The sequence below is a fragment of the Phycicoccus sp. 3266 genome (assembly GCF_031456495.1).
Taxonomy (GTDB): Bacteria; Actinomycetota; Actinomycetes; order Actinomycetales; family Dermatophilaceae; genus Pedococcus.
Genome location: NZ_JAVDUW010000001.1, coordinates 970,954 through 992,017, shown reverse-complemented (window position 1 = coordinate 992,017; position 21,064 = coordinate 970,954). Strand labels below are relative to the sequence as shown.

22 protein-coding genes and 1 tRNA gene are annotated in these 21,064 nt (G+C 73.4%); 16 read left to right on the top strand and 7 right to left on the bottom strand.

Annotated elements, in window-relative coordinates; all coding sequences use genetic code 11:
- The first annotated feature begins 19 nt into the window (after positions 1 to 19).
- Together J2X64_RS04765 and J2X64_RS04760 are read left to right on the top strand one after the other, a co-directional pair.
- Positions 20 to 556: a hypothetical protein gene (locus tag J2X64_RS04765; RefSeq protein ID WP_310150377.1), complete on the top strand. Its 537-nt coding sequence runs from the start codon at positions 20 to 22 to the stop codon at positions 554 to 556.
- A 9-nt stretch (positions 557 to 565) separates the two neighbouring features.
- Positions 566 to 1,564, top strand: a complete 999-nt coding sequence (locus J2X64_RS04760) for a MazG family protein (protein ID WP_310150374.1) — start codon at positions 566 to 568, stop codon at positions 1,562 to 1,564.
- 13 nt (positions 1,565 to 1,577) lie between these two features.
- Here the strand turns inward: J2X64_RS04760 and J2X64_RS04755 are convergent, their stop codons facing one another.
- Positions 1,578 to 2,102 (bottom strand): 2'-5' RNA ligase family protein, encoded by a 525-nt coding sequence (locus tag J2X64_RS04755; protein WP_310150371.1) that lies wholly within the window; start codon positions 2,100 to 2,102, stop codon positions 1,578 to 1,580.
- Between the two features lie 73 nt (positions 2,103 to 2,175).
- Between J2X64_RS04755 and J2X64_RS04750 the strand changes: the two genes are divergently transcribed.
- From J2X64_RS04750 to J2X64_RS04720, 7 genes are all read left to right on the top strand, one after another.
- Positions 2,176 to 3,330 (top strand): carbohydrate kinase, encoded by a 1,155-nt coding sequence (locus J2X64_RS04750; protein WP_310150368.1) that lies wholly within the window; start codon positions 2,176 to 2,178, stop codon positions 3,328 to 3,330.
- Positions 3,327 to 4,253 (top strand): pseudouridine-5'-phosphate glycosidase, encoded by a 927-nt coding sequence (locus J2X64_RS04745; protein WP_310150365.1) that lies wholly within the window; start codon positions 3,327 to 3,329, stop codon positions 4,251 to 4,253. Before J2X64_RS04750 ends, J2X64_RS04745 begins: the two co-directional genes overlap by 4 nt.
- Before the next feature lie 192 nt (positions 4,254 to 4,445).
- A complete protein-coding gene (gene eno, locus J2X64_RS04740; RefSeq protein WP_310150362.1) occupies positions 4,446 to 5,735 on the top strand; it encodes a phosphopyruvate hydratase in 1,290 nt (429 codons plus the stop codon).
- A 62-nt stretch (positions 5,736 to 5,797) separates the two neighbouring features.
- Positions 5,798 to 6,478 (top strand): septum formation initiator family protein, encoded by a 681-nt coding sequence (locus J2X64_RS04735; RefSeq protein WP_310150359.1) that lies wholly within the window; start codon positions 5,798 to 5,800, stop codon positions 6,476 to 6,478.
- A complete protein-coding gene (locus J2X64_RS04730) occupies positions 6,475 to 6,987 on the top strand; it encodes a DUF501 domain-containing protein (protein WP_310150356.1) in 513 nt (170 codons plus the stop codon). Before J2X64_RS04735 ends, J2X64_RS04730 begins: the two co-directional genes overlap by 4 nt.
- Positions 6,984 to 7,937 (top strand): Ppx/GppA phosphatase family protein, encoded by a 954-nt coding sequence (locus J2X64_RS04725; RefSeq protein WP_310150353.1) that lies wholly within the window; start codon positions 6,984 to 6,986, stop codon positions 7,935 to 7,937. Before J2X64_RS04730 ends, J2X64_RS04725 begins: the two co-directional genes overlap by 4 nt.
- A 198-nt stretch (positions 7,938 to 8,135) precedes the next feature.
- Positions 8,136 to 9,584 carry an MCE family protein gene (locus tag J2X64_RS04720; protein ID WP_310150350.1) on the top strand — a complete coding sequence of 483 codons (1,449 nt, stop codon included), beginning with the start codon at positions 8,136 to 8,138 and terminating at the stop codon, positions 9,582 to 9,584.
- A gap of 12 nt (positions 9,585 to 9,596) precedes the next feature.
- Here the strand turns inward: J2X64_RS04720 and J2X64_RS04715 are convergent, their stop codons facing one another.
- The gene (locus J2X64_RS04715) at positions 9,597 to 10,232 is read right to left on the bottom strand and encodes a TetR/AcrR family transcriptional regulator (protein ID WP_310150347.1); all 636 of its coding nucleotides are present in this window, start codon (positions 10,230 to 10,232) and stop codon (positions 9,597 to 9,599) included.
- A gap of 53 nt (positions 10,233 to 10,285) precedes the next feature.
- On the opposite strand from J2X64_RS04715, the gene J2X64_RS04710 reads away from it, so the two are divergent.
- The 3 genes from J2X64_RS04710 to J2X64_RS04700 all read left to right on the top strand — a co-directional run bounded on the left by J2X64_RS04710 (position 10,286) and on the right by J2X64_RS04700 (position 12,724).
- Complete coding sequence (locus J2X64_RS04710; protein WP_310150345.1) at positions 10,286 to 11,779, top strand: NAD(P)/FAD-dependent oxidoreductase; 1,494 nt, start codon at positions 10,286 to 10,288, stop codon at positions 11,777 to 11,779.
- Entirely contained in the window at positions 11,763 to 12,623 is an 861-nt protein-coding gene (locus J2X64_RS04705) for an SDR family oxidoreductase (RefSeq protein WP_310150342.1), read from the top strand. The genes J2X64_RS04710 and J2X64_RS04705 overlap by 17 nt, the downstream gene beginning before the upstream one ends.
- 26 nt (positions 12,624 to 12,649) lie before the next feature.
- Positions 12,650 to 12,724 (top strand) — tRNA-Leu (locus tag J2X64_RS04700).
- Between the two features lie 68 nt (positions 12,725 to 12,792).
- On the opposite strand, the gene J2X64_RS04695 is transcribed toward J2X64_RS04700, so the two are convergent.
- On the bottom strand, positions 12,793 to 13,626 hold the full coding sequence (locus J2X64_RS04695) for a hypothetical protein (RefSeq protein ID WP_310150339.1): 834 nt from the start codon (positions 13,624 to 13,626) through the stop codon (positions 12,793 to 12,795).
- Positions 13,627 to 13,842: 216 nt separating this feature from the next.
- On the opposite strand from J2X64_RS04695, the gene J2X64_RS04690 reads away from it, so the two are divergent.
- Together J2X64_RS04690 and J2X64_RS04685 are read left to right on the top strand one after the other, a co-directional pair.
- Positions 13,843 to 14,700, top strand: coding sequence for a Bax inhibitor-1/YccA family protein (locus J2X64_RS04690; RefSeq protein ID WP_310150336.1), 858 nt, complete (start codon positions 13,843 to 13,845; stop codon positions 14,698 to 14,700).
- A gap of 20 nt (positions 14,701 to 14,720) precedes the next feature.
- Positions 14,721 to 15,005 carry a hypothetical protein gene (locus J2X64_RS04685; RefSeq protein WP_310150334.1) on the top strand — a complete coding sequence of 95 codons (285 nt, stop codon included), beginning with the start codon at positions 14,721 to 14,723 and terminating at the stop codon, positions 15,003 to 15,005.
- A 33-nt stretch (positions 15,006 to 15,038) separates the two neighbouring features.
- On the opposite strand, the gene J2X64_RS04680 is transcribed toward J2X64_RS04685, so the two are convergent.
- Together J2X64_RS04680 and J2X64_RS04675 are read right to left on the bottom strand one after the other, a co-directional pair.
- The gene (locus J2X64_RS04680) at positions 15,039 to 16,262 is read right to left on the bottom strand and encodes an acetyl-CoA C-acetyltransferase (RefSeq protein ID WP_310150331.1); all 1,224 of its coding nucleotides are present in this window, start codon (positions 16,260 to 16,262) and stop codon (positions 15,039 to 15,041) included.
- A 41-nt stretch (positions 16,263 to 16,303) separates the two neighbouring features.
- Positions 16,304 to 17,482, bottom strand: coding sequence for an SGNH/GDSL hydrolase family protein (locus tag J2X64_RS04675; RefSeq protein ID WP_310150328.1), 1,179 nt, complete (start codon positions 17,480 to 17,482; stop codon positions 16,304 to 16,306).
- Positions 17,483 to 17,663: 181 nt separating this feature from the next.
- On the opposite strand from J2X64_RS04675, the gene J2X64_RS04670 reads away from it, so the two are divergent.
- Positions 17,664 to 19,040, top strand: coding sequence for a cystathionine beta-synthase (locus J2X64_RS04670; RefSeq protein ID WP_310150325.1), 1,377 nt, complete (start codon positions 17,664 to 17,666; stop codon positions 19,038 to 19,040).
- Positions 19,041 to 19,083: 43 nt separating this feature from the next.
- On the opposite strand, the gene J2X64_RS04665 is transcribed toward J2X64_RS04670, so the two are convergent.
- On the bottom strand, positions 19,084 to 19,974 hold the full coding sequence (locus tag J2X64_RS04665) for an ABC transporter substrate-binding protein (protein WP_310150321.1): 891 nt from the start codon (positions 19,972 to 19,974) through the stop codon (positions 19,084 to 19,086).
- Positions 19,975 to 20,009: 35 nt separating this feature from the next.
- On the opposite strand from J2X64_RS04665, the gene J2X64_RS04660 reads away from it, so the two are divergent.
- Entirely contained in the window at positions 20,010 to 20,531 is a 522-nt protein-coding gene (locus J2X64_RS04660; protein ID WP_310150318.1) for a DUF1992 domain-containing protein, read from the top strand.
- Here the strand turns inward: J2X64_RS04660 and J2X64_RS04655 are convergent.
- Positions 20,452 to 20,943, bottom strand: coding sequence for a GNAT family N-acetyltransferase (locus tag J2X64_RS04655; RefSeq protein WP_310150315.1), 492 nt, complete (start codon positions 20,941 to 20,943; stop codon positions 20,452 to 20,454). The genes J2X64_RS04660 and J2X64_RS04655 overlap by 80 nt on opposite strands.
- Positions 20,944 to 21,064 lie beyond the last annotated feature (121 nt).

Below are 21,064 nucleotides of genomic sequence, written 5' to 3'. Positions count from 1 at the left end.
CACCGAGAGAGGGAACTTCGTGAACGCAACTCGCGTCCTGCGCGCGTCCGCCGCGGCCGTGCTGGCTGCCGGCGTGCTGGCCGTGTCCGGCTGTGCCACCGCCGACACCGCCGCCGTCGTCAACGGCGAGCGCATCTCCGAGACCGAGGTGCAGCAGGCGGTGACCTCCATCAAGGAGGTCGTGCCCAACGCGCAGATCGACACGGCGACCGCGCTCACGCTGCTGGTGTACGCCCCGTTCGTCACGCCGGTCGCCGACCGCGCGGGCAAGGGCGTCTCCGACAGCCAGGTGCGCGCGAGCATGGACGACAGCTCCGGCCGGCTCAACGAGGCCGCCGTGGAGCTGATCCGCACGAGCGACCTGCTCAACCCCAACAACCCCTCGGCGCTGGACCAGCAGCAGCAGAACGAGGCGATCGAGGCGCTGCACAAGGCGAAGATCACGATCAACCCCCGCTACGGCACCTTCGACCCGAAGAGGATCGCGTTCGACGCGACGTCGCCCAACTGGATCAAGCAGCAGACGCCCACGGCGACCGCCACGCCCCAGGGCTGACGCGCCGTCGTGGCCGGCCGCCTCAGCCTGCTCATGGCCAGCCCCCGGGTCGCACCGGGGCTGCTGAGCCGGTCCGCCTGGCAGGCCGTCGAGGCGGCCGACCACGTGCTGGCGCGCGGGGCCGACGAGCCGCTGGCCGCCGCCCTCGTGGAGTCCGGTGTGCCGGTGGCGTATGCCGGTGACGTGCCGCCCGCTGCCCTCGCCCGCGACCTCGTGGCCCGGGCGGGGCAGGGGCAGGTCGTCTGGGTGTCGTCGGCCGATGCCGACCCGGGCCTGACGGACGCCGTCGCCGCGGAGGTGTCGAGGCTGCCCGAGCCGCCCGAGGTCGAGGTGGTCGTCGGATCCTGGGACGTCCAGGGTGCCCGGCTGCTCGACGTCGTGGCCGTCATGGACCGGTTGCGCTCGCCGGGCGGCTGCCCGTGGGACGCCGAGCAGACCCACGAGTCGCTGGTGAAGTACCTCGTCGAGGAGTCGCACGAGGCCGCCGAGGCGATCGAGTCCGGCGACCGCGACCACATGCGAGAGGAGCTCGGCGACGTCCTCCTCCAGGTCGCCTTCCAGTCCCGGGTCGCCGAGGAGCACCCCGAGCAGCCGTTCGACATCGACGACGTCGCCGGCGGTCTCGTCGCCAAGCTCGTCCGCCGCCACCCGCACGTGTTCGCCGACGACGCGGCTGCGACGCCCGAGGAGGTCGAGCGCAATTGGGAGCTCATCAAGGCCCAGGAGCGCGCGGCCAAGGCCGAGCGCGCCGGCGGTGAGGCCGAGCACGCCGGCGGTGAGGCGGGGCACGCCGGGCTGCTCCACGGCATACCGGCGTCGCTGCCCGCGCTGCTCGCGGCGGACAAGGTCGTCGCCCGGCTCGAGCGCCGGGGCGACGCGCTGCCGGCTGCCGGGGAGGACGTGGCCTCCCAGCTGCTGGCCCTGGTCGCGCGCGCCCGCGCCGAGGGCACGGACGCCGAGGCCGAGCTGCGCCGGGCGCTGCGCCGGCTCGACCAGCAGCAGGCCTGACCCGGGCGCCGCGTCAGGTGGGCGCCGGCAGGTCCCACCGCTGGCCGGTGCTGCTGTCGACCAGGGCGACCCGGTCGGCGACCGCCCGCAGGGGCAGGATCTCGAAGGCCGTCGTGGCGGCGGTCGCGACGTCGTCGCGCCGCACGCTGGTGGCGAGGCTCGCGTGCGGGATCCACTGGCCCGGGCGGTAGTGCACGTGCAGGTCCGCGCCGGTCGCCTCGCCGGCGGCGACGACGGCGGCCTGGCGAGCGAGGAGCTCCGGGGTGGCGGCCGCGACGAGGGCCGCGCGACGCCGCCGGAACAGCGCGACCGCGTCGAAGTGCAGGGTGACCGGCTCGATGGGGGCCAGGTCGGCGACCGCCGACCTCACCCGGTCCACGTCGAAGGTGCGGTACACGGCATACGACACGTGGGGCACGTGCCGGCGGTGGGTGTGGGTGAGCAGCGTCGGTATGCCGTGCTCCTCGAGCCGGGCCCACAACCCCCGCATCGCGCGGTCGGTCGGGGTGTCGAAGAGCAGGCACACAGCCAGGGCCACGGAGCCATTGTGCGCGACGCGCCCGTGAGATGAGGTCTGTTTGGTTTCCTGAAGATGTCTTAGAGTTCCAAGCATGAGCCTGACGCAGCGCGAGCGCGAGATCGTGGACCTGCTGCGGGCCGACCCACTGCTCGACACCGCAGCCCTCGCCGAGCGCGTCGGGTCGACCAAGGCCGCGGTGTCGGTGCACCTGTCCAACCTCACCCGCAAGGGCGTCATCCTGGGCCGCGGCTACGTCGTGCGGGCGGCGGCGCACTCGGTCGTCGTGGTCGGCGGCGCCAACATGGACATCAAGGCGCACTCCCGGGCAGCGGTGGAGCTGCGCACCTCCAACCCGGGGGAGGCGTTCACGACCCCCGGTGGGGTCGGGCGCAACATCGCCGAGAACCTGGCCCGGCTCGGGACCCCGACCCACCTCGTCGCCCCCATCGGCCGCGACCCATTCGGCGACCAGGTGGTGGCGCTCACCCGCAGTGCCGGGGTCGTGGTCGACCACATGGTCCCCGTCGACGGCCCGACGGGCACCTACCTCGCCGTCCTCGACGCCACCGGCGAACTGCTCGTCGCCATCTCGAACATGACGGTCACCGACGCCCTGACCGTCCGGCAGCTCGGTGCGGCCCGCGACCTGCTCGCCCACGCCGACCTGCTCGTCGTCGACGGCAACATCCCCGCCGCGCCCACCGCCTGGCTGCTCGACTTCGCCCACGCGGTCGGGGTGCCGGTGGTCCTGGACCCGGTGAGCGTCCCCAAGGCCCGGCACCTCGCCGCCACGCTGTCGCCGGAGCGCCCCGTCCTGGCGGTCACCCCCAACTCCGACGAGCTGTCGGCCATCGTCGACGAGCCGGTCGCCGACACCAAGGCCGCCATCTCCCGGGCAGCACGTGTCCTCCACGCCCGTGGTGTCACGCACGTCTGGGTGCGCCGCGGCGTCCGCGGCAGCATCCTCAGCAGCCGGGACGACGACGGCCGCGTCATGGTGACGACGCTGGCCGCGCCCAGCGTGGAGGTCGCCGACGTCACGGGCGCCGGTGACTCCATGACCGCCGCGTTCGTCCACGCATGGCTGCGTGGCGACAGCCCGGTCGAGGCGGCGCGCTTCGGCCAGGCGGCGGCAGGCCTGACCGTGGCCAGCACCGAGACCGTCCGCCCCGACCTGACCGCCAGCCTCGTCGACGCCGAGCTGCGCCGGCACGCACCCCGACCCAGCCAGGAGAAGAAGCGATGACCACCCCGCACCCGTCCCTCGCCCTGCGCGACGAGGTCGCCGACTCGCTGGCCGCCGGCCGGCCGGTCGTCGCCCTGGAGTCGACGATCATCAGCCACGGCATGCCCTACCCGCGCAACGTGGAGATGGCCCTCGAGGTCGAGGGCATCATCCGCGCCGGCGGCGCCACACCTGCCACCATCGCAGTCCTCGACGGGGTGCCCCGGATCGGCCTGTCGCCGGACGAGCTCGAGACCCTCGCCAGCTCACCCGACGTCGCCAAGGTGAGCCTGCGCGACCTGCCGTACGTCATGGCCCGCAAGGTGCACGGCGCCACGACGGTCGCCAGCACGATGCGCCTCGCCGCGCTCGCCGGCATCCGGGTCTTCGTGACCGGCGGCCTCGGCGGCGTGCACCGTGGCGCCGAGCACAGCTTCGACGTCTCCGCCGACCTCACGGAGCTCGGCCGGACCGACGTCGCCGTGGTCTCCGCGGGCGTGAAGTCGATCCTCGACATCGGCCTGACCCTCGAGACCCTCGAGACGCTGGGCGTGCCGGTCGTGGTGCACGGCAGCGAAGAGTTCCCGTCCTTCTACTCGCGCTCCAGCGGCCACCCGGCGCCGCTGCGGGTCGACTCGCCCGAGGAGGTCGCCGCCATGATGCGGGCGAAGTGGGGCCTCGGGATAGAGGGGGCGATCTCCGTGGCCAACCCGGTGCCGGAGGCCGACGAGATCCCGGCCGCCGAGATCGGCCGGCTCATCGAGCAGGCGCTCGCCGAGTGCGACGAGCGGGGCATCACGGGCAAGGACATCACGCCGTTCCTCCTCGGCCGGATCGTCGAGCTGTCGGGCGGGCAGTCGCTCGAGACCAACATCGCCCTGGTGCGCCACAACGCCCACCTCGGCGCCGCCATCGCGGCCGCCTACCAGCGCCTGACCGCCTGACGCCGCACTCCGCGAGGTGGGTGCGCCCCTCTCGCGGACCCGGGGGAGGGCGGGATCAGGTGTGCCGCGCAGCCGGCTGTGCGGCATACGTCCCAATGGTCCGGTCCGGCGAGCGGGTCGGTCGTCGATGCCGACCCGCTCGCCCGGTAGCCTCGGGACGTACCCCTTCGGAGCACCACGATGGAGAAGTCTGTGGCCAGCATTGACGCAGTCGGCGCCCGCGAGATCCTCGACTCGCGCGGCAACCCCACGGTCGAGGTCGAGGTGGCCCTCGACGACGGCACCATCGCCCGCGCGGCGGTCCCGTCGGGTGCCTCCACGGGTGCCTTCGAGGCGGTCGAGCGCCGGGACGGCGACAAGGGCCGCTACCTCGGCAAGGGCGTCGAGGCGGCCGTGGACGCGGTGCTCGACGAGATCAACCCCAAGCTCGTCGGCTACGAGGCCAGCGAGCAGCGGCTCGTCGACCAGGTGATGCTCGACCTCGACGGCACCGACAACAAGGGCAAGCTCGGCGCGAACGCCATCCTCGGCGTCTCGCTCGCCGTCGCCAAGGCCGCGGCCGAGTCCGCCGGCCTCCCGCTCTTCCGCTACGTCGGCGGCCCCAACGCCCACGTCCTGCCGGTCCCGATGATGAACATCCTCAACGGCGGCAGCCACGCCGACTCCAACGTGGACGTCCAGGAGTTCATGATCGCGCCGATCGGCGCCGAGTCCTTCCGCGAGGCCCTGCGCTGGGGCGCGGAGGTCTACCACGCGCTCAAGTCCGTGCTCAAGGAGCGCGGCCTCGCGACCGGCCTCGGCGACGAGGGCGGCTTCGCCCCCAACCTCGAGTCCAACCGCGCGGCGCTGGACCTCATCCTCGAGGCGATCGAGAAGGCCGGCTACCAGCCGGGCACGCAGATCGCCCTCGCCCTCGACGTGGCCGCCAGCGAGTTCCACAACGAGGACGGCACCTACCAGTTCGAGGGTGTCGCCAAGAGCAGCGGCGAGCTGATCGACTACTACGCCGAGCTCGTCGAGTCCTACCCGCTGGTGTCCATCGAGGACCCGCTGGACGAGGAGGACTGGGACGGCTGGAAGGCCATGACCGAGCGCCTCGGCAGCAAGGTCCAGATCGTCGGCGACGACCTGTTCGTCACCAACCCCGAGCGCCTCGGCCGCGGCATCGCCTCGGGCACCGCCAACGCGCTGCTGGTCAAGGTCAACCAGATCGGCTCGCTCACCGAGACCCTCGACGCCGTCGACCTCGCGCACCGCAACGGCTACCGCTGCATGATGAGCCACCGCTCCGGCGAGACCGAGGACGTCACCATCGCCGACCTCGCGGTCGCCACCAACTGCGGCCAGATCAAGACCGGCGCCCCGGCGCGGTCCGAGCGCGTGGCCAAGTACAACCAGCTGCTGCGCATCGAGGAGGAGCTCGACGACGCGGCCGTGTACGCCGGCGCCGGCGCCTTCCCGCGGTTCAGCGCCGGCCGCTGACGCCACCTCAGCGCACGACACGACCGACGACACGCCACCGAGGGGACGAGGGAGGGCTCGACATGGCGGGCACCGGGCACGGCAGCGCCGGCCGCGGGCGTCCGGCACGCCGCACCCCGGCGTCGCCGGGCGGCGCGTCGGGCCGGCCTGCCTCGCCCCGCGGGTCCTCCCCGCGAGGGGCGTCGCCGCGCGGGTCAACCCCGCGCCCGTCGGCTGCTCGCGGTGCGGCCGCCCGGGGCATCTCCGCCCGGCCGGGCGCCGGGCCCGGGCGCTCGCGCGCCACTGCGTCGGGCGCCCTGCGCAGGGCGACGTCCGTCCAGGTCTCGCAGGAGCGCAAGGCCGCCCGCGGCGTCATGCGCGTGGTCGTGCTCGCCTCGATCCTCGTGCTGCTCGCCGTGACCCTCGTGCCGACCCTGCGCTCCTACCTGCGCCAGCAGGGGGAGATCGACGCGCTGCGCGGCCAGGTGGCCAGCCAGCGCGACGACGTCATCGGGCTCCAGAAGGAGCAGGCGCGCTGGAACGACAACGCCTACGTCATGCAGCAGGCGCGGGAGCGGCTCAAGTTCGTCAAGGTCGGGGAGAAGTCGTACACCGTGATCGACGGCAAGCCGGCCGCCCAGTCCGAGCCCGGCGTCGCGAAGGCGCCGGCCGGGGCGAGCGACCACCCGTGGTACGGCCAGCTGTGGGAGTCGGTCCGGGCGGCCGACGCCGGGCCGCGCGAGACGACGGCTCCCGGGAAGTGACCGATCAGCCGACCGCGGCGGACCTCGAGGCCGTAGACGCCCAGCTCGGTCGCGTGCCGCGCGGCGTCGTCGCCGTCGCCCACCGCTGCCCCTGCGGCCGTCCTGACGTGCTCACCACCGAGCCCAGGCTGCCCGACGGCACGCCGTTCCCGACGACCTTCTACGCCACCTGTCCCAAGCTGACCGGCGCCATCTCCACGCTGGAGAGCCAGGGGGTCATGCGCGAGATGACCGAGCGCCTCGGCACGGACGAGGAGCTCGCCGCCGCGTACGCCGCGGCCCACGACGACTACCTCGCCCGCCGCGCGGCGCTCGGCTCGGTCGCCGAGATCGAGGGCATCTCCGCCGGCGGCATGCCGACCCGCGTCAAGTGCCTGCACGTCCTCGTGGCGCACTCCCTCGCCGTCGGCCCGGGCGTCAACCCGCTCGGTGACGAGGCGCTGGCGATGCTGGGCGAGTGGTGGGCCGACGGCTCCTGCGTGCCCGACCAGCCGGCGGCGGACGCGTGACCCGCGTCGGGGCCGTCGACTGCGGCACCAACTCGATCCGCCTGCTGGTCGCCGACGTCGACCCCGCCACGGGCGAGCTCACCGACGTGCTGCGCCGGATGGAGGTCGTGCGCCTGGGCTACGGCGTCGACCGCACCGGCTCGATCGACCCGCAGGCGATGGCCCGCACGCTGGCCATGGCGAGCACGTATGCCGGCCAGTGCCGCGTGCTGGGCGCCGAGCAGGTGCGGTTCGTGGCCACCTCCGCCTCCCGGGACGCCTCGAACGCGGGCGAGTTCGTGGCCGGGGTGCGTGACGCCTTCGGCGACTACGATGTCGCCCCCGAGGTGGTCTCCGGTGACGAGGAGGCCGCGCTGTCCTTCCGTGGCGCGACGGGCGACCTGCGCGCCCACGGCATCCCCGGGCCCTACCTCGTCGTCGACCTCGGCGGCGGCTCGACCGAGCTCGTCCGCGGCACCGACCGGGTGGAGTCGGCCCGCTCCGTCGACATCGGCTGCGTGCGCATGACCGAGCGCCACCTCGTCTCGGACCCGCCCACGCCCGAGCAGGTCGAGGCCGCGGTGCGCGACGTCCGCGCGGCCCTCGACCTGGCCGAGGAGGTCGTCGGCCTCGACGGCGTCGCCTCGCTCGTCGGCCTCGCCGGCAGCGTCACGACGATCACGGCGAACGCCCTGCACCTGCCCGAGTACGACCCCACCCGGATCCACCTGTCGACCCTCACCCCCGACGAGGTCGTCGCCTCGTGCGAGGACCTGCTGCACCGCACGCGGGCCCAGCGCGCCGAGCTCGGCTTCATGCACCCCGGCCGGGTCGACGTCATCGGCGGCGGGGCGCTGATCTGGCGCGAGGTCGTCTCCCGGCTCGCTGCACGCGGCGTCACCCGGGTCGTGACCTCCGAGCACGACATCCTCGACGGCATCGCGCTGTCGGTCGCCGACCGCACCGCCTGACGCCCCACGCCTGACGCCCGAAGTCTGGGACTTCGGGGCTTCACCCCTGTCTGAGTGCCGAAGTCTGGGACTTCGGGGCTTCATTGGGGTCTGAGCCCCGAAGTCCGGGACTTCGGAAGCGCGCCGGAGCTGACCGGCCGTAACCCCGCGGGCCGCCCCCTCGTTGGCCCGGTGACGCACATCACGCGACGAGGGGTGGTGAGGACGGTCGACGGACGCGTGCGACCGCCGCAGGACGACCGGGCAGCCGACCCGGGAGCCCTCGATGCCGCCGTGCTGCCGACCACCCCGACGTCGCCCATCGGCCCGGCCCGAGGCTGGATCGCCCGGCTGAGCGACCGGGCGTACGGCGCGGCCTTCCTCCTCGTGGTGGGCCTCCTCATGGCCCTGTGCGTCGCCGCCTACGCCAAGGTCTTCACCCGGTCGGTCGACGTCACGCTGCTCACCGACCGCATCGGCTCGCAGCTGCAGACCTCCGCCGACGTCAAGCTGCGCGGCCTGATCGTCGGAGAGGTGCGAGGCATCTCGACCACAGGCAGAGGCGCGCGCCTGGTGCTCGCCCTCGACCCCTCGACGGTCGACCTGATCCCGGCCGACGTCTCCGCACGGCTGCTGCCCAAGACGCTGTTCGGCGAGCGGTTCGTCGACCTCGTGCCCCCCGATCACCCCTCTGGGCGCCACCTCGAGTCCGGGGACACGATCCAGCAGGACCGCACGAGCGTGGCGATCGAGCTGGAGAAGGTGTTCGACGACCTGCTGCCGCTGCTGCGGACGGTGCGTCCCGACAAGCTGGCGACGACCCTGAACGCGCTGGCGTCGGCGCTGGAGGGCAGGGGGACGCGGCTGGGCCAGAACCTTGTGCTGGTGGACGACTACTTCAAGGCTCTGAACCCGAAGATGCCGGTGATCAAGGCGGACATCAGCGGGCTGGCGGACCTGGCGAGCACGTATGCCGTGGCCGCGCCGGACCTGGTGCGCGCGGCGACGAACCTGATCACGACGAACACGACGATCGTGACGAAGAAGGACCAGCTGGCGGGCTTCCTGGCCGGGACGGCCGGCTTCGCCAACACGACGGCTGACTTCCTGGACGCGAACGGTGACCGCATCATCCGCGTCGGGCAGGTCGGTCGGCCGACCATGGAGCTGTTCGCGAAGTACTCACCGCAGTACCCCTGCTTCACCCAGGCGCTGGTCGCCTGGCAGCCGCGCATCGACGACGCGTTCCGCGACCAGCGGTTCCACATCACCGTCGAGCTCAGCTCCTCCCAGCGACCGGGGTACCGGCCGGGGGAGGAGCCGCGCTGGGGCGAGCACCGCCCCGCGGCCTGCAACCTGCTGCCGAGCCCGCACGACCGGTTCGGGCACCCGACGAGCCAGCAGTACCCCGTCCCGGGCAAGAAGTTCGACGACGGCACGTCCAACGTCGGCGGCTACAGCTCGGACCCGTCCTACTCCGCGCTGCCGCAGATGTTCGCGGGTGCCGCGGGGGCGGCGATCCCGGACCCGGACGCCGGGCTCGCGGGGACGCTGCAGGAGCAGCAGCTCGTGACGGCCCTCCTGCAGCCGCAGGCAGCCTCGCCGTCGGCGATCACCACCCTGCTCGCGGGCCCGATGCTCCGCGGCAGCACCGTCGACCAGCGCTGACCTCGGGCGCCCTCAGACCGCGTCGGGCTGCAGCGACGCCAGGCCGCCCCACAGCGCCGAGACCACCAGCTCCGTCGCCTCCGCCGCAGTCGTGCCGGGTCGCCGGGCCCGCCACACGGCAACCCGCTCGCACGCGCCGACGACCACCTCGGCATACCCCTGCAGGAGCTCGAGCGGCACCGCGTCGAGCCCGGGCGCGGACGCGAGGGTGCGGGCGATGGCCTCGGACTGCTGCTCGCGGATGCTCTCGATGAGGGGGCTCGCCTGCGAGGCCATCGCGCCCTCCTGCTGGATGAGGACGAAGGCGTTGGCGTGCTCGTCGATGAACTCGAAGAACGCGAGCACCCCCGCCCGGAACACGTCCACGAGCTCGGCGCCGGGCCCGGCAGCCTCCCAGGCGGCCTCGGTCACCGCGCGCAGCTGCGTGCGCGCCCTGACGATGCAGGCGGAGAGCAGGCCCTCCTTGGACCCGAAGTACTCGTAGATGAGCGGCTTGGTGACACCCACGCGCTCGGCGACGTCCTCCATGGTCGTGGCCGAGTACCCGCGCTCGGCGAAGACCTGCTCGGCGACCACGAGGATCTGCGCCTCGCGCTCGGCGCGCGGCATCCGGCGACGGGTCGGGCGGTCCCGGGGGGCGGTGCTCACCCGGCGATCCTAGGGCCTCCCGCCCACAACTTACCCATGGTAAGTTTTGCCGCATGTCCGTCCCCCACCACTCCGTGGCGATCGTGGGCACCGGGTTCTCCGGCCTCGGCATGGCGATCCGGCTCGCCCAGCGCGGCGAGCACGACTACGTCGTCCTGGAGAAGGCCGCCGAGGTCGGCGGCACCTGGCGCGACAACCGGTACCCAGGGTGCGCGTGCGACGTGCCCTCGCGCCTGTACTCCTTCTCCTTCGAGCAGAACCCCACGTGGTCGCGCGACTACGCCACGGCCGGCGAGATCTGGGCCTACCTGCGCGACGTCGCCGACCGGTATGCCGTGCGCGAGCGCACCGTCTTCGGCGCCGACCTGCGCGCGGCCGAGTGGGACGAGCAGGGGCGCCGCTGGCACCTCACCGCCGCCGACGGACGGCAGTGGACGGCCGACGCGCTGGTCCTCGGCGTGGGTGCGCTGCACGAGCCACGCGTTCCCGACGTGCCCGGGCTCGACACCTTCTCCGGGCCGGTGCTGCACACGGCCGACTGGCCCGAGCAGGACGGCCTCGACGGCAGGCGCGTCGCGCTGGTGGGCACCGGCGCGAGCTCGGTGCAGCTCCTGCCCGAGCTGGCCCCGAGGGCCGCGCACACGACCGTGTTCCAGCGCACCCCGGCGTGGACCATGCCGAAGAAGGACCGCCCGTGGAGCCCGCGGCGCCAGCGGCTCTTCCGGCGCTACCCGGCCCTGCAGCGCGCAGTCCGGTGGCGCACCTACTGGGAGCTCGAGGCCCGCGCGCCCCTGTTCGTGCGGTTCCCGGCCATCGCCCGGCTCGTCGAGCGTCTGGCCCTGCGTGAGCTGCACAGGGCCGTCGACGACCCGCAGGTCCGTGAGCAGCTCACGCCGCGCTACCGCATCGGCTGCAAGCGCATCCTGCTCTCGAGCGACTACTGGCCCACCTTCAACCGCCCCGACGTCTCGCTCGTGACGTCTGCCATCGCCGCCGTCGAGGACGGTGCGGTCGTCGCGGCGGACGGCTCGCGCCACGAGGTCGACGCCATCGTCCTCGGCACGGGGTTCGACATCCGCGGCAGCTACGAGCGGATCGACATCCGCGGACTCGGCGGCCGCACCCTCACCCAGGCCTGGGCCGACGGGATGCGCACCAACCTCGGCGTCACGGTGGCAGGCTTCCCCGAGCTGTACGTGCTGCTCGGGCCCAACACCGGCCTCGGCCACAACTCGGTCGTGCTCATGATCGAGCTCGCCACCCGCTACGTCCTCGACTCGCTGGCCCGCGCCCGGGTGCAGGGCCCTGCCGTCACCACGCCCGCGGCGCAGGAGGCGTTCCGCCGCGAGGTGGACCGGCGTTCGCAGCACACGGTGTGGACGACCGGCTGCCACAGCTGGTACCTCGACGAGCACGGCAGGAACGCGACGCTCTGGCCCGGCTCCACGATCTCGTACTGGTGGCGCACCCGGCGCCGCCGCGACGAGGACTTCCAGCCCCTGACCACCCCGACCGCCTCGGAGGCCGACCGTGTTCTCGCGCAGTGACTTCACCCCGCAGGTCTCGATCGTCACCGGTGGCGGGTCCGGCATCGGCCTGGCGATCGCCGCCGAGCTCGTGGCCCGCGGCAGCTCGGTGGTCGTCGCCGACATCGACCCCGCCAAGGCGCAGGCCGCGGCCACGCGCCTAGGGCCCGCGGCGACCCCGGCGACGCTCGACGTGGCCGACGCCGACGCCGTCAGGGCCCTCGTCGACCGCGTCGTGGCGGAGCGGGGCCGGCTCGACGTCATGGTCAACAACGCCGGTGTCGCGATCGGGGGCCTGCTCGAGGAGCTCGACGAGCGGCACTGGGCCAAGGCCCTCGACGTGAACCTGCGCGGCGTCATCCACGGCGTCACCGCGGCATACCCGCACCTGCGCCGGCAGGGGCACGGCTCCATCCTCAACACGGCCTCGCTCGCCGGCCTCATCCCGGCGCCGGCGATGCTGCCGTACACGACGACCAAGCACGCCGTGGTCGGCCTCTCGACGGCGCTGCGCGTCGAGGCCGCCAGCCAGGGGGTGCGGGTGAGCGTGCTGTGCCCGGGCTTCGTCGACACCCCGCTGCTCGACGAGGTGTATGCCGCGCCGCCGAGCTTCGGGGGCGACAGCGTCCGCGCCCGCGTGCGCCTCATGCAGCCGTCGTTCCTGACCCCCGAGGTCGTGGCGCGCAGGGCGGTCGACGGCCTCGCTGCGAACAAGGCCGTCATCCCCGTCGGGTTCCTCGCCCACCTGACGTGGCGCACGCTGCGCTACCTGCCGCCGGTGGCCCGCGGGATGATCCAGGTGCAGGCCACCGGTCACCGCCGGCTCAACGAGCGCGCGGCACGCAGGGCGGCCGCGTCCGCCTGAGCCACGGCCCCCGGCATACTGGGCGCGCCCCCGTGGCCCAACTGGCAGAGGCAGGCGACTTAAAATCGCTCCGGGTGCGGGTTCGACTCCCGTCGGGGGCACAAACGGCACCTCGACCCGCGCGGCCCGGTCCCCGTCGGGGAAGGTCCGGTCGGGGGGCCGGAGGCGGTCAGTCGAGGGGGCAGTGCACCGCACGCGCCTGCGTCTGCGCCGCCTCGAAGGCCGCGAGCTGGCGCTGGCCGGTGTGCCAGTTCCGGCGCCACATCGAGGTCGCCTGCGCGGGCGTGATGTCCCCCATCCGCAGCATCTCCATGTCGTGGATGTGGTGCTGCCAGGTGGTGACCGCCGCGTCGGCCCGGGTGAGGGCGGTGGAGGCGCGCCCCACGTAGGTGACGCACTGGTTGAGCTGGTTCACCGGCCCGTAGGGCAGCGACGCGGCCACGTCCGGGTCCAGCGCCTGGCACTGGGAGCGGCTGTCCCGCGTGGATCCCTGCGTGCGCCGGTACTCCGCGGCGTTCTGGGCCGCCCCCACCCGCGTCTGGTCCCAGAACTGCGTGGCCACCGCGAGGCTGATCTTGCCCGCGACGAGCAGGTTCATCGCGTCGATGTGCTTGTCGAACTGCTGGAGGGACACGTCGGCCGCGCCCATGGAGGCCGCCACGCGGAGGGACGCCAGGCGACAGGTCGCCATGGCCTGCCCGAGCGGCGAGCCGGGGGACACGTCCGTCCCGACCTGGTCGGCTCCCGCGACGTCCCCGCCGCCGGTCGAGGGGGTCGAGGTCGGCCCGGCCGTCCTGGACGAGGAGGTGGGCGCCGGCGAGGCGGTCAGCCTCGCCACGCCGTTCGAGGTCGTGATGACGCTGTGGGCGGCGGTGTCCTGTGCGTCCGAGGGGGTGGCGCGGGTGAGGATCACGTACGGCCCGAGGAGGGCCAGGAGGCCGCCGAGCACGAGGGCGGCGGTGCGCCACCGCGTGCTCGGGTCGCCTGAGCTCGGTCCGACCATGGCAGTGCTCCCCTCGAGTGGCCCCGGTTGCGCACGAGTATGTGCCGGGGTCGCAGCCACCGGGTCGGCCGGGAGCATCAGGGAAAATACGCACAAAGGTGGACGTGTCCGGTTCCGGACCTGCCGTCACGGGAACTGCGCACGGGGTGCCGCACGTAGTCTGGGCAGCAGGCGGCCGACCGCAGGGCCGCCACCAGCCTCCCGAGGAGACGAACGATGGCCAGCAACCCGGTGTTCGACCGGATCGACAAGGAGTCCCGCCGCGGGTACGCCGGATTCGGCCGTGCCCCGCAGCAGCCGACGACGAGCTGGGGCGCGAACGACGCGATGTCGCAGCGACAGCTCGAGGACCTCTACAACGGCCCGTCCGCGGGCCCGGTCCAGACCGGCCGCGTCACGATCGACGACGTCATCATGAAGACGGCGAGCCTCTTCGCGATCCTGCTCGTGTTCGCCTTCGTCGGGTGGAACCTGCCCGTCCAGATGCAGATGGTCGGGCTCCTCGGCGGTATCGCCGTGACGCTGGTCCTGGGTCTGGTGATCGCCTTCAAGAAGACGATCAGCGTCCCCCTGATCCTGCTCTACGCCGTGGCCGAGGGCGTCTTCGTCGGCGTCATCAGCAACGTGTACCACGACGCCTTCCCCCTCCAGCAGGGCCAAGGAGCGCTCCAGGGCATCGTGCCGCAGGCCGTCATGGGGACGCTCGCGGTGTTCGCGGGGATGCTCGTCGCCTACAAGACCGGTGTCGTCAAGGTGACGGAGAAGTTCCGCCGCGTCGTGACCTTCGCGGTCATGGGCTACGCGATCTTCGCCCTCTTCAACTTCCTCTACGCCTGGATCGGGAACCACCCGTTCGGCCTCGGCGGCACGGGCATGCTCGGCTTCGGCATCTCGATCTTCGCGATCGGGCTGGCCTCGCTGATGCTCGCGGTCGACTTCGACTCGATCGACCGGGCCGTCGCCGCCGGCGCGCCCCAGAAGTACTCGTGGCTGCTCGCCCACGGCCTCGTCGTCACGCTGGTCTGGCTGTACCTCGAGATCCTGCGGCTCCTGGGCCGCATGCGCAGCAACTGATCCCGGGGACGGCGCACTCCGTGACACCGACCTCACCGGTGCCCCAGGAGGTGTCGACCGAGCTCGAGCGCGTGGCCCGGCGGTGGCGTGAGCTGCCGCTGGACCACGCGCTCGCTCGCGTCCCCGCGGTGCGGGCCCTCGTCGACGACCTCGCCGCGGCCGACCGTCCCGGCGCGACCGTGCCCGACCTCGGCCCGGCGGTCCTGCTCGACCAGCTCACCGTCCTGGTGTTCGACGCCTGTGCGGCAGGGAGGGGCGAGGGGCTGGACAGCCGCCTGGCCGACCTCCGCCGCACGCTGGGCTGAGGCGCGCCCCGGACGGGGCGCGCCCCCGGCGGGTCAGCTCAGGCGCTCGTAGATGATCGCCATGCCCTGGCCGCCGCCGACGCACATCGTCTCGAGGCCGAACTGGCCGTCGCGCGCCTCGAGCCCGTTGAGCAGGGTCGTCGTGATGCGCGCGCCGGTCGAGCCGAACGGGTGGCCGAGCGCGATGGCGCCGCCGTGCACGTTGAGCTTGTCGAGGTCCATGCCGAGGTCGTCGGCGCTGGGCAGCACCTGGGCCGCGAACGCCTCGTTGATCTCGTACAGGTCCATGTCGCCGATGGTCATGCCGGCGCGGGCCAGCGCCTGCTTCGACGCCTCCACCGGCCCGAGGCCCATGATCTCGGGGGAGAGGCCGGATACGCCGGTCGCGACGACGCGGGCCAGCGGCGTGAGGCCGAGCTCCTTGGCCTTGGTGTCGCTCATGACCACGACCGCGGCGGCGCCGTCGTTGAGCGGGCAGCAGTTGCCCGCCGTGATGGTGCCCTGCTCGCGGAACACCGGCTGCAGCTGCGAGACGGCCTCGAGGGTGACGCCGGCGCGCGGGCCGTCGTCCTTGCTCACGACCGTGCCGTCCGGCAGCGTCACCGGGGCGATCTCGCGCTCGAAGAAGCCGTCGGCGATGGCCTTCTCGGCGCGGTTCTGGCTCGTGACGCCCCACTCGTCCATCCGCTGGCGGGAGATGCCGCGCAGGGTGGCGACGTTCTCCGCGGTCTGCCCCATCGAGAGGTAGACGTCCGGGAGGAGCCCCTGCTCGCGCGGGTCGGTCCAGGTCTCGTTGCTCTTCGCGATCTGCTCCGAGCGCGCCTGCGCGTCGGCGAAGATCGGGTTCTGGTCGTCGCCGGCGGAGCCGCCGGCCCCGGCCCAGTTCGTGTACTGCGACACGCACTCGACGCCGCCGCTGATGAAGACGTCACCCTCGCCGGCCTTGATCGCGTGGTAGGCCATGCGGGTCGTCTGCACGGACGAGGCGCAGAACCGGTTCACGGTCGCGCCGGGCAGGTGGTCGTGGCCGGCGAGCACGGCGATGACCCGCGCCATGTTGGAGCCGTGGCGGCCGGACGGCTCGGCGCAGCCCCAGTAGAGGTCCTCGACGAGGGCGGGGTCCAGGCCCGGCACCTTGTCCAGCGCGGCCCGGATCACCTGCACGGACAGGTCGTCGGGCCGCATCTCCTTGAGCGAGCCCTTGAACGCGCGCCCGATGGGCGTGCGGGCGGTGGAGACGATGACGGCTTCGGTCACGGGGGTTCCTCCTCGTCGAGGGCCGCGCGATAAGCGGCCGCTTAGTCCGTGTCGATGGTATGCCGTGGAGCCGGTCCGGGGGATGTGGGCTTGCTCTCGCCCGAACCGGCCGGGGATGTGTCCCCAGCCCGGGTGCCCGCGTCCGTGGCCCCCACAGGGGTCGCGTCGCTCGGGTCGCCCGTCGTCGCGGTCGCCTCGGCCATCGCATCGACGCTGCGCGTCGACGGCGAGCCACCGCGCGGGCGACGCAGCAGCATCGCCCAGCGGCCGCGCGGTCCGCGGCTCTGGCCGCCGACGTCGGTCGCGCTGACCTCGGTGCCGGGGTCCATGACGGCATACTTGGCGGCCACCGCGACCGGGCCCACGCCCTCGCCGCGGCGCGAGTCCGGGGTGCGGGGCTGGCCGGAGCCGTCCGGCCACACGCCCAGGGCGGCGCAGACGCTGGGCAGCAGCGCGGCCGCAGCCCGCGCGTACCCCGCCGGGGAGGGGTGGAAGCGGTCCGCGCTGAACATCTCGTGCGGGCTCTCGGCGAACTCCGGCCCGAGCAGGTCACCCAGGGACACCGTGCGCCCGCCCGCCTCGACGACGGCGACGGTCTGGGCGGCCGCGAGGTCGCGGGAGAACCGGCGGCCGAGCAGGCGCAGGGGCTGCGGGATCGGCTGGATGGTGCCGAGGTCCGGGCAGGTGCCGACGACGACCTCGGTGCCCAGCTCGCGCAGGGCCCGCACCACCTGTTCGAGGTGGCGGACCGCCACGGCCCGGTCGATCCGGTGGGTGACGTCGTTGGCGCCGACCATGATGACCGCGACGTCGGGCCGGGGGACCACGTCGAGGGCGTTGGCGAGCTGCAGCTCGAGGTCGGCGGACTCGGCGCCGACCACCGCGGTGTTGGTGAGGCGCACCGGCCGGCCGGTCAGGGCGCTGACGCCGTTGCCGATGATCGCGCCGACGGTCTCGTGCGGGTGGTCGCAGCCCATGCCCGCGGCGGAGCTGTCGCCGAGCACCACGAGGTCGACGGGGTCCCCGGTGCCGGCGCCGTAGACGCCGTTGTCGTCGGGCGCGCCGTCGAACGGCTGGCCGACGATGCGGCGCGCCATCATGGCCTCGACCTTGAGCACGCCGTAGCCGAGCGCGCCCAGCGCACCGATCCCGGCCGCCAGCCCACCGCCACCGTAGGCGGCGGTCGCGGCGATCCTGCGTGCGCGTCGAGCCCGGCCCATCGGCACACCCCTCTCGTCGACTCTTCCACTGACGCTAACGGTCGAGGTCGTCATCCTTGTTTCCACCCCCTACCCCCTTCTCCGCATGGTGCACCCGTGACCGGGTCTGCACCTCCGCCCTGCGGCGGAGTCCCGGGGCGGGCGGCCGGATGCGCTGTCCAGCATCTGAGAGGATGACCGGGTGAAGTACGCAGAGCACATCGCCGACCTCGTCGGGAACACGCCCCTCGTCAAGCTCAACACCGTCACGGAGGGGATCGCAGCGACGGTCCTCGCCAAGGTGGAGTACCTCAACCCGGGCGGGTCGGTGAAGGACCGCATCGCCCTGAAGATGGTCGAGGCCGCGGAGGAGTCCGGGGAGCTCAAGCCCGGTGGCACCATCGTCGAGCCGACCTCGGGCAACACCGGTGTGGGCCTGGCCCTGGTCGCGCAGCGTCGCGGCTACAAGTGCGTGTTCGTCTGCCCCGACAAGGTGAGCCAGGACAAGCGCGACGTGCTCAAGGCGTACGGCGCCGAGGTCGTCGTCTGCCCGACCGCGGTCGCCCCCGACCACCCCGACTCCTACTACTCGGTCTCCGACCGGCTGGTGAAGGAGATCGACGGCGCCTGGAAGCCCAACCAGTACGCCAACCCGAACGGCCCGGCCTCGCACTACGAGTCGACCGGCCCGGAGATCTGGGCCGACACCGACGGGACGGTCACGCACTTCGTCGCGGGCGTCGGCACCGGCGGCACCATCACCGGCACCGGCCGCTACCTGCGTGACGTCTCGGCGGACCGTGAGGGCGGCCGCGTCCGCATCATCGGCGCCGACCCCGAGGGCTCGGTCTACTCCGGCGGCTCCGGCCGTCCCTACCTCGTCGAGGGCGTCGGCGAGGACTTCTGGCCGAGCGCCTACGACCCCGAGGTCGTCGACGAGGTCATCGCCGTCAGCGACGCCGACTCCTTCGCCATGACCCGGCGCCTGGCCAAGGAGGAGGGCCTGCTCGTCGGCGGCTCGTGCGGCATGGCCGTCGTGGCTGCCCTGCGCGCCGCCAAGGACCTGCCGGCCGATGCCGTCGTCGTCGTGCTGCTGCCCGACAGCGGCCGCGGCTACATGAGCAAGATCTTCAACGACGAGTGGATGAGCTCCTACGGCTTCATGCACTCCCAGTCCGAGACCACGGTCGGCGAGGTCCTGCACAAGAAGGCCGGCGACCTGCCCGCCCTGGTCCACACGCACCCGACCGAGACCGTGCGCGACGCCATCGAGATCCTGCACGAGTACTCCGTGTCGCAGATGCCCGTCGTCAAGGCCGAGCCCCCCGTCATGGCCGGTGAGGTCGCAGGCTCGGTGAGCGAGCGGGCGCTCCTGGAGGCGCTGTTCAACGGCACCGCCCACCTCACCGACCCGGTCGAGAAGCACATGGAGCAGTCCCTGCCGCTCGTCGGCGCCGGCGAGCCGGTCTCCGCCGCCCGGGCCGAGCTCGAGAAGCACGACGCGATCATGGTCGTCGAGGACGGCAAGCCGGTCGGCGTGCTGACCCGCGCCGACCTGCTCATCGCGCTCGTCGACTGAGCCAGACCAGCAGCAGCTCTCGCTTCTGCCGCAGCTGACGCGGCTACCGCAGCCGCCGCGCCATGTCCGGGCGCGGCGGCTTCGCCGCGTCCGGGTGCATGACCGCCGCGAGCGCCTCGACCCCGTCGACGAGCCGGGGCCCGGGGCGGGCGAACGACGCGTTCGCGTCCACCGCCCACACCGGTATGCCGTCCGGCAGCTCGCCGGTGTCGAGGGCCGCGCGGGCGAGGGCCGTGGACCCCTCCAGGTCGTAGCCGCACGGGGCGCACACGACGACCTCGGGCGCGCTCTCGCGCACGTCGTCCCACGTCACGCGGACGGACTTCTCACGGGCCGAGCCGAGCGCGCTGACGCCGCCGGCGGCCTCCACCATCTCCGGCACCCAGTGGCCGGGGGCGAACGGCGGGTCGGTCCACTCGAGCACCAGCGCCCGCGGGCGGGGACGGTCCCGCACGCGGCGCTCCACGGCATACAGGCGCTCGCGCAGGCCGGCCACGAGGCGGGCGGACTCGTCCTCGCGGCCGGTCGCGCTGCCGAGGGTGAGGACCGAGCCCAGCACCTCCTCGAGGCTGTGCGGGTCGATGGTGAGGACCTCCGCGGTGCAGCCGAGGTGGGCGAGGGCGTCGTCCACCTTCGAGACGTCGACGGCGCAGACGGCGCACAGGTCCTGGGTCACGACGAGGTCGGCGTCGAGGTCGGCCAGGGCGCCCGCGTCGAGGTGGTAGAGGTCCTCGCCCGCGGCCATCGCCCGCGTCACGAACGCGTCGATCCCGCTCGACGACAGCCCCTCGGGGATGGCCGTCGTCGACACGATCCGGCGCTCGCGGGCCTGCGCCGGGGTGTCGCACTCGAACGTCACGCCGACGACGTCGTCGCCCGCGCCGATCGCGAAGAGGATCTCGGTCGTGGAGGGCAGCAGGGAGACGATCCGCACCCGGGCGACCCTACGCCGCGGGTTAGGGTCGGGAGGTGGACCCCTGGGAGTCGCCGGTGGAGCGCGCGATCCGCGAGGCGCAGGAGCGCGGCGAGTTCGACAACCTGCCCGGCGCCGGGAAGCCGCTGCGCGGAATCGGGGCCTCCGACGTCGACGACCCGGACTGGTGGGTCAAGGGGCTGGTCCAGCGCGAGCAGCTGGACATGACCGGCGCGATGCCGCCCGCGATCGCCCTGCGCAAGGAGCGGCAGACCTACCCCGAGTCGCTGCTGGACCTGCGCACCGAGGAGTCGGTGCGGGCCGTGCTCGAGGACTTCAACCGGCGGGTGAAGCTGGACCGGCTGCGCCCGGCGGTGGGCCCGGTGCCGCCGCTGCTGGCGCCCACCGTCGACGTCGAGGACATGGTGGGCCAGTGGCGGCGCCTGCGGGAGGAACGGGCCGAGCAGGCGCGCCGGACGGCTGCCGCGGCGGCCGCTGTCAGCCCAGCGGCAGGTACATCACGTGCAGCCCGACGCGGCCGTGCCGCCTGGATTCGAAGGCTCCTGGGACGGTCGTGAGCACCTCGAACCCGAGGTCGTGCCACAGCCGCACGGCCGCCGTGTTCGTCTCGACCACCGCGTTGAACTGGATGCCCGCGTAGCCCTCGCGCCGGTGCCAGGCCAGCACCTCCTGCGCGAGCGCCCGTCCCACCCCGCGACCGCGGGCGGCCTCGGCCACCATGAAGCTCGCCGTCCCGACGTGCGAGCCGCGGCCCGGCCGGTTGGGGCCCATCTTCGCGCTGCCGAGAAGGGTGCCGTCGTCGTCCACCGCGACCACGGTCCGGCCGGGAGGCTGCTCGAGCCAGACCGCCCGGACAGCGTCCTCGTCGAGGCCCTCCGGGTACGCGTACGTCTCGCCGTCGTCGACCACGGCATGGAAGGTGGGCAGGAACGCCGGCACGTCCTGCGCCGTCATCTCGCGGATCAGCACGAGGGCACCGTATGCCGCCGCGCTGCGCCGCCCGGTGGTCCGGGGCGGCGCAGCGCGGGTGCTCCGACCGTTCGTGGCGCGAACGCCACGGACGGCGCTCCACGGCGGCCTCGCGGCGCCG

Excerpts from the sequence above, each read along its gene's own strand:
- J2X64_RS04750 (WP_310150368.1), top strand. The coding sequence starts at position 2,176 with ATGAGCCTGACGCAGCGCGAGCGCGAGATCGTGGACCTGCTGCGGGCC.
- J2X64_RS04735 (WP_310150359.1), top strand. The coding sequence starts at position 5,798 with ATGGCGGGCACCGGGCACGGCAGCGCCGGCCGCGGGCGTCCGGCACGC.
- J2X64_RS04745 (WP_310150365.1), top strand. The coding sequence starts at position 3,327 with ATGACCACCCCGCACCCGTCCCTCGCCCTGCGCGACGAGGTCGCCGAC.
- J2X64_RS04695 (WP_310150339.1), bottom strand. The coding sequence starts at position 13,626 with ATGGTCGGACCGAGCTCAGGCGACCCGAGCACGCGGTGGCGCACCGCC.
- J2X64_RS04690 (WP_310150336.1), top strand. The coding sequence starts at position 13,843 with ATGGCCAGCAACCCGGTGTTCGACCGGATCGACAAGGAGTCCCGCCGC.
- J2X64_RS04675 (WP_310150328.1), bottom strand. The coding sequence starts at position 17,482 with ATGGGCCGGGCTCGACGCGCACGCAGGATCGCCGCGACCGCCGCCTAC.
- J2X64_RS04710 (WP_310150345.1), top strand. The coding sequence starts at position 10,286 with ATGTCCGTCCCCCACCACTCCGTGGCGATCGTGGGCACCGGGTTCTCC.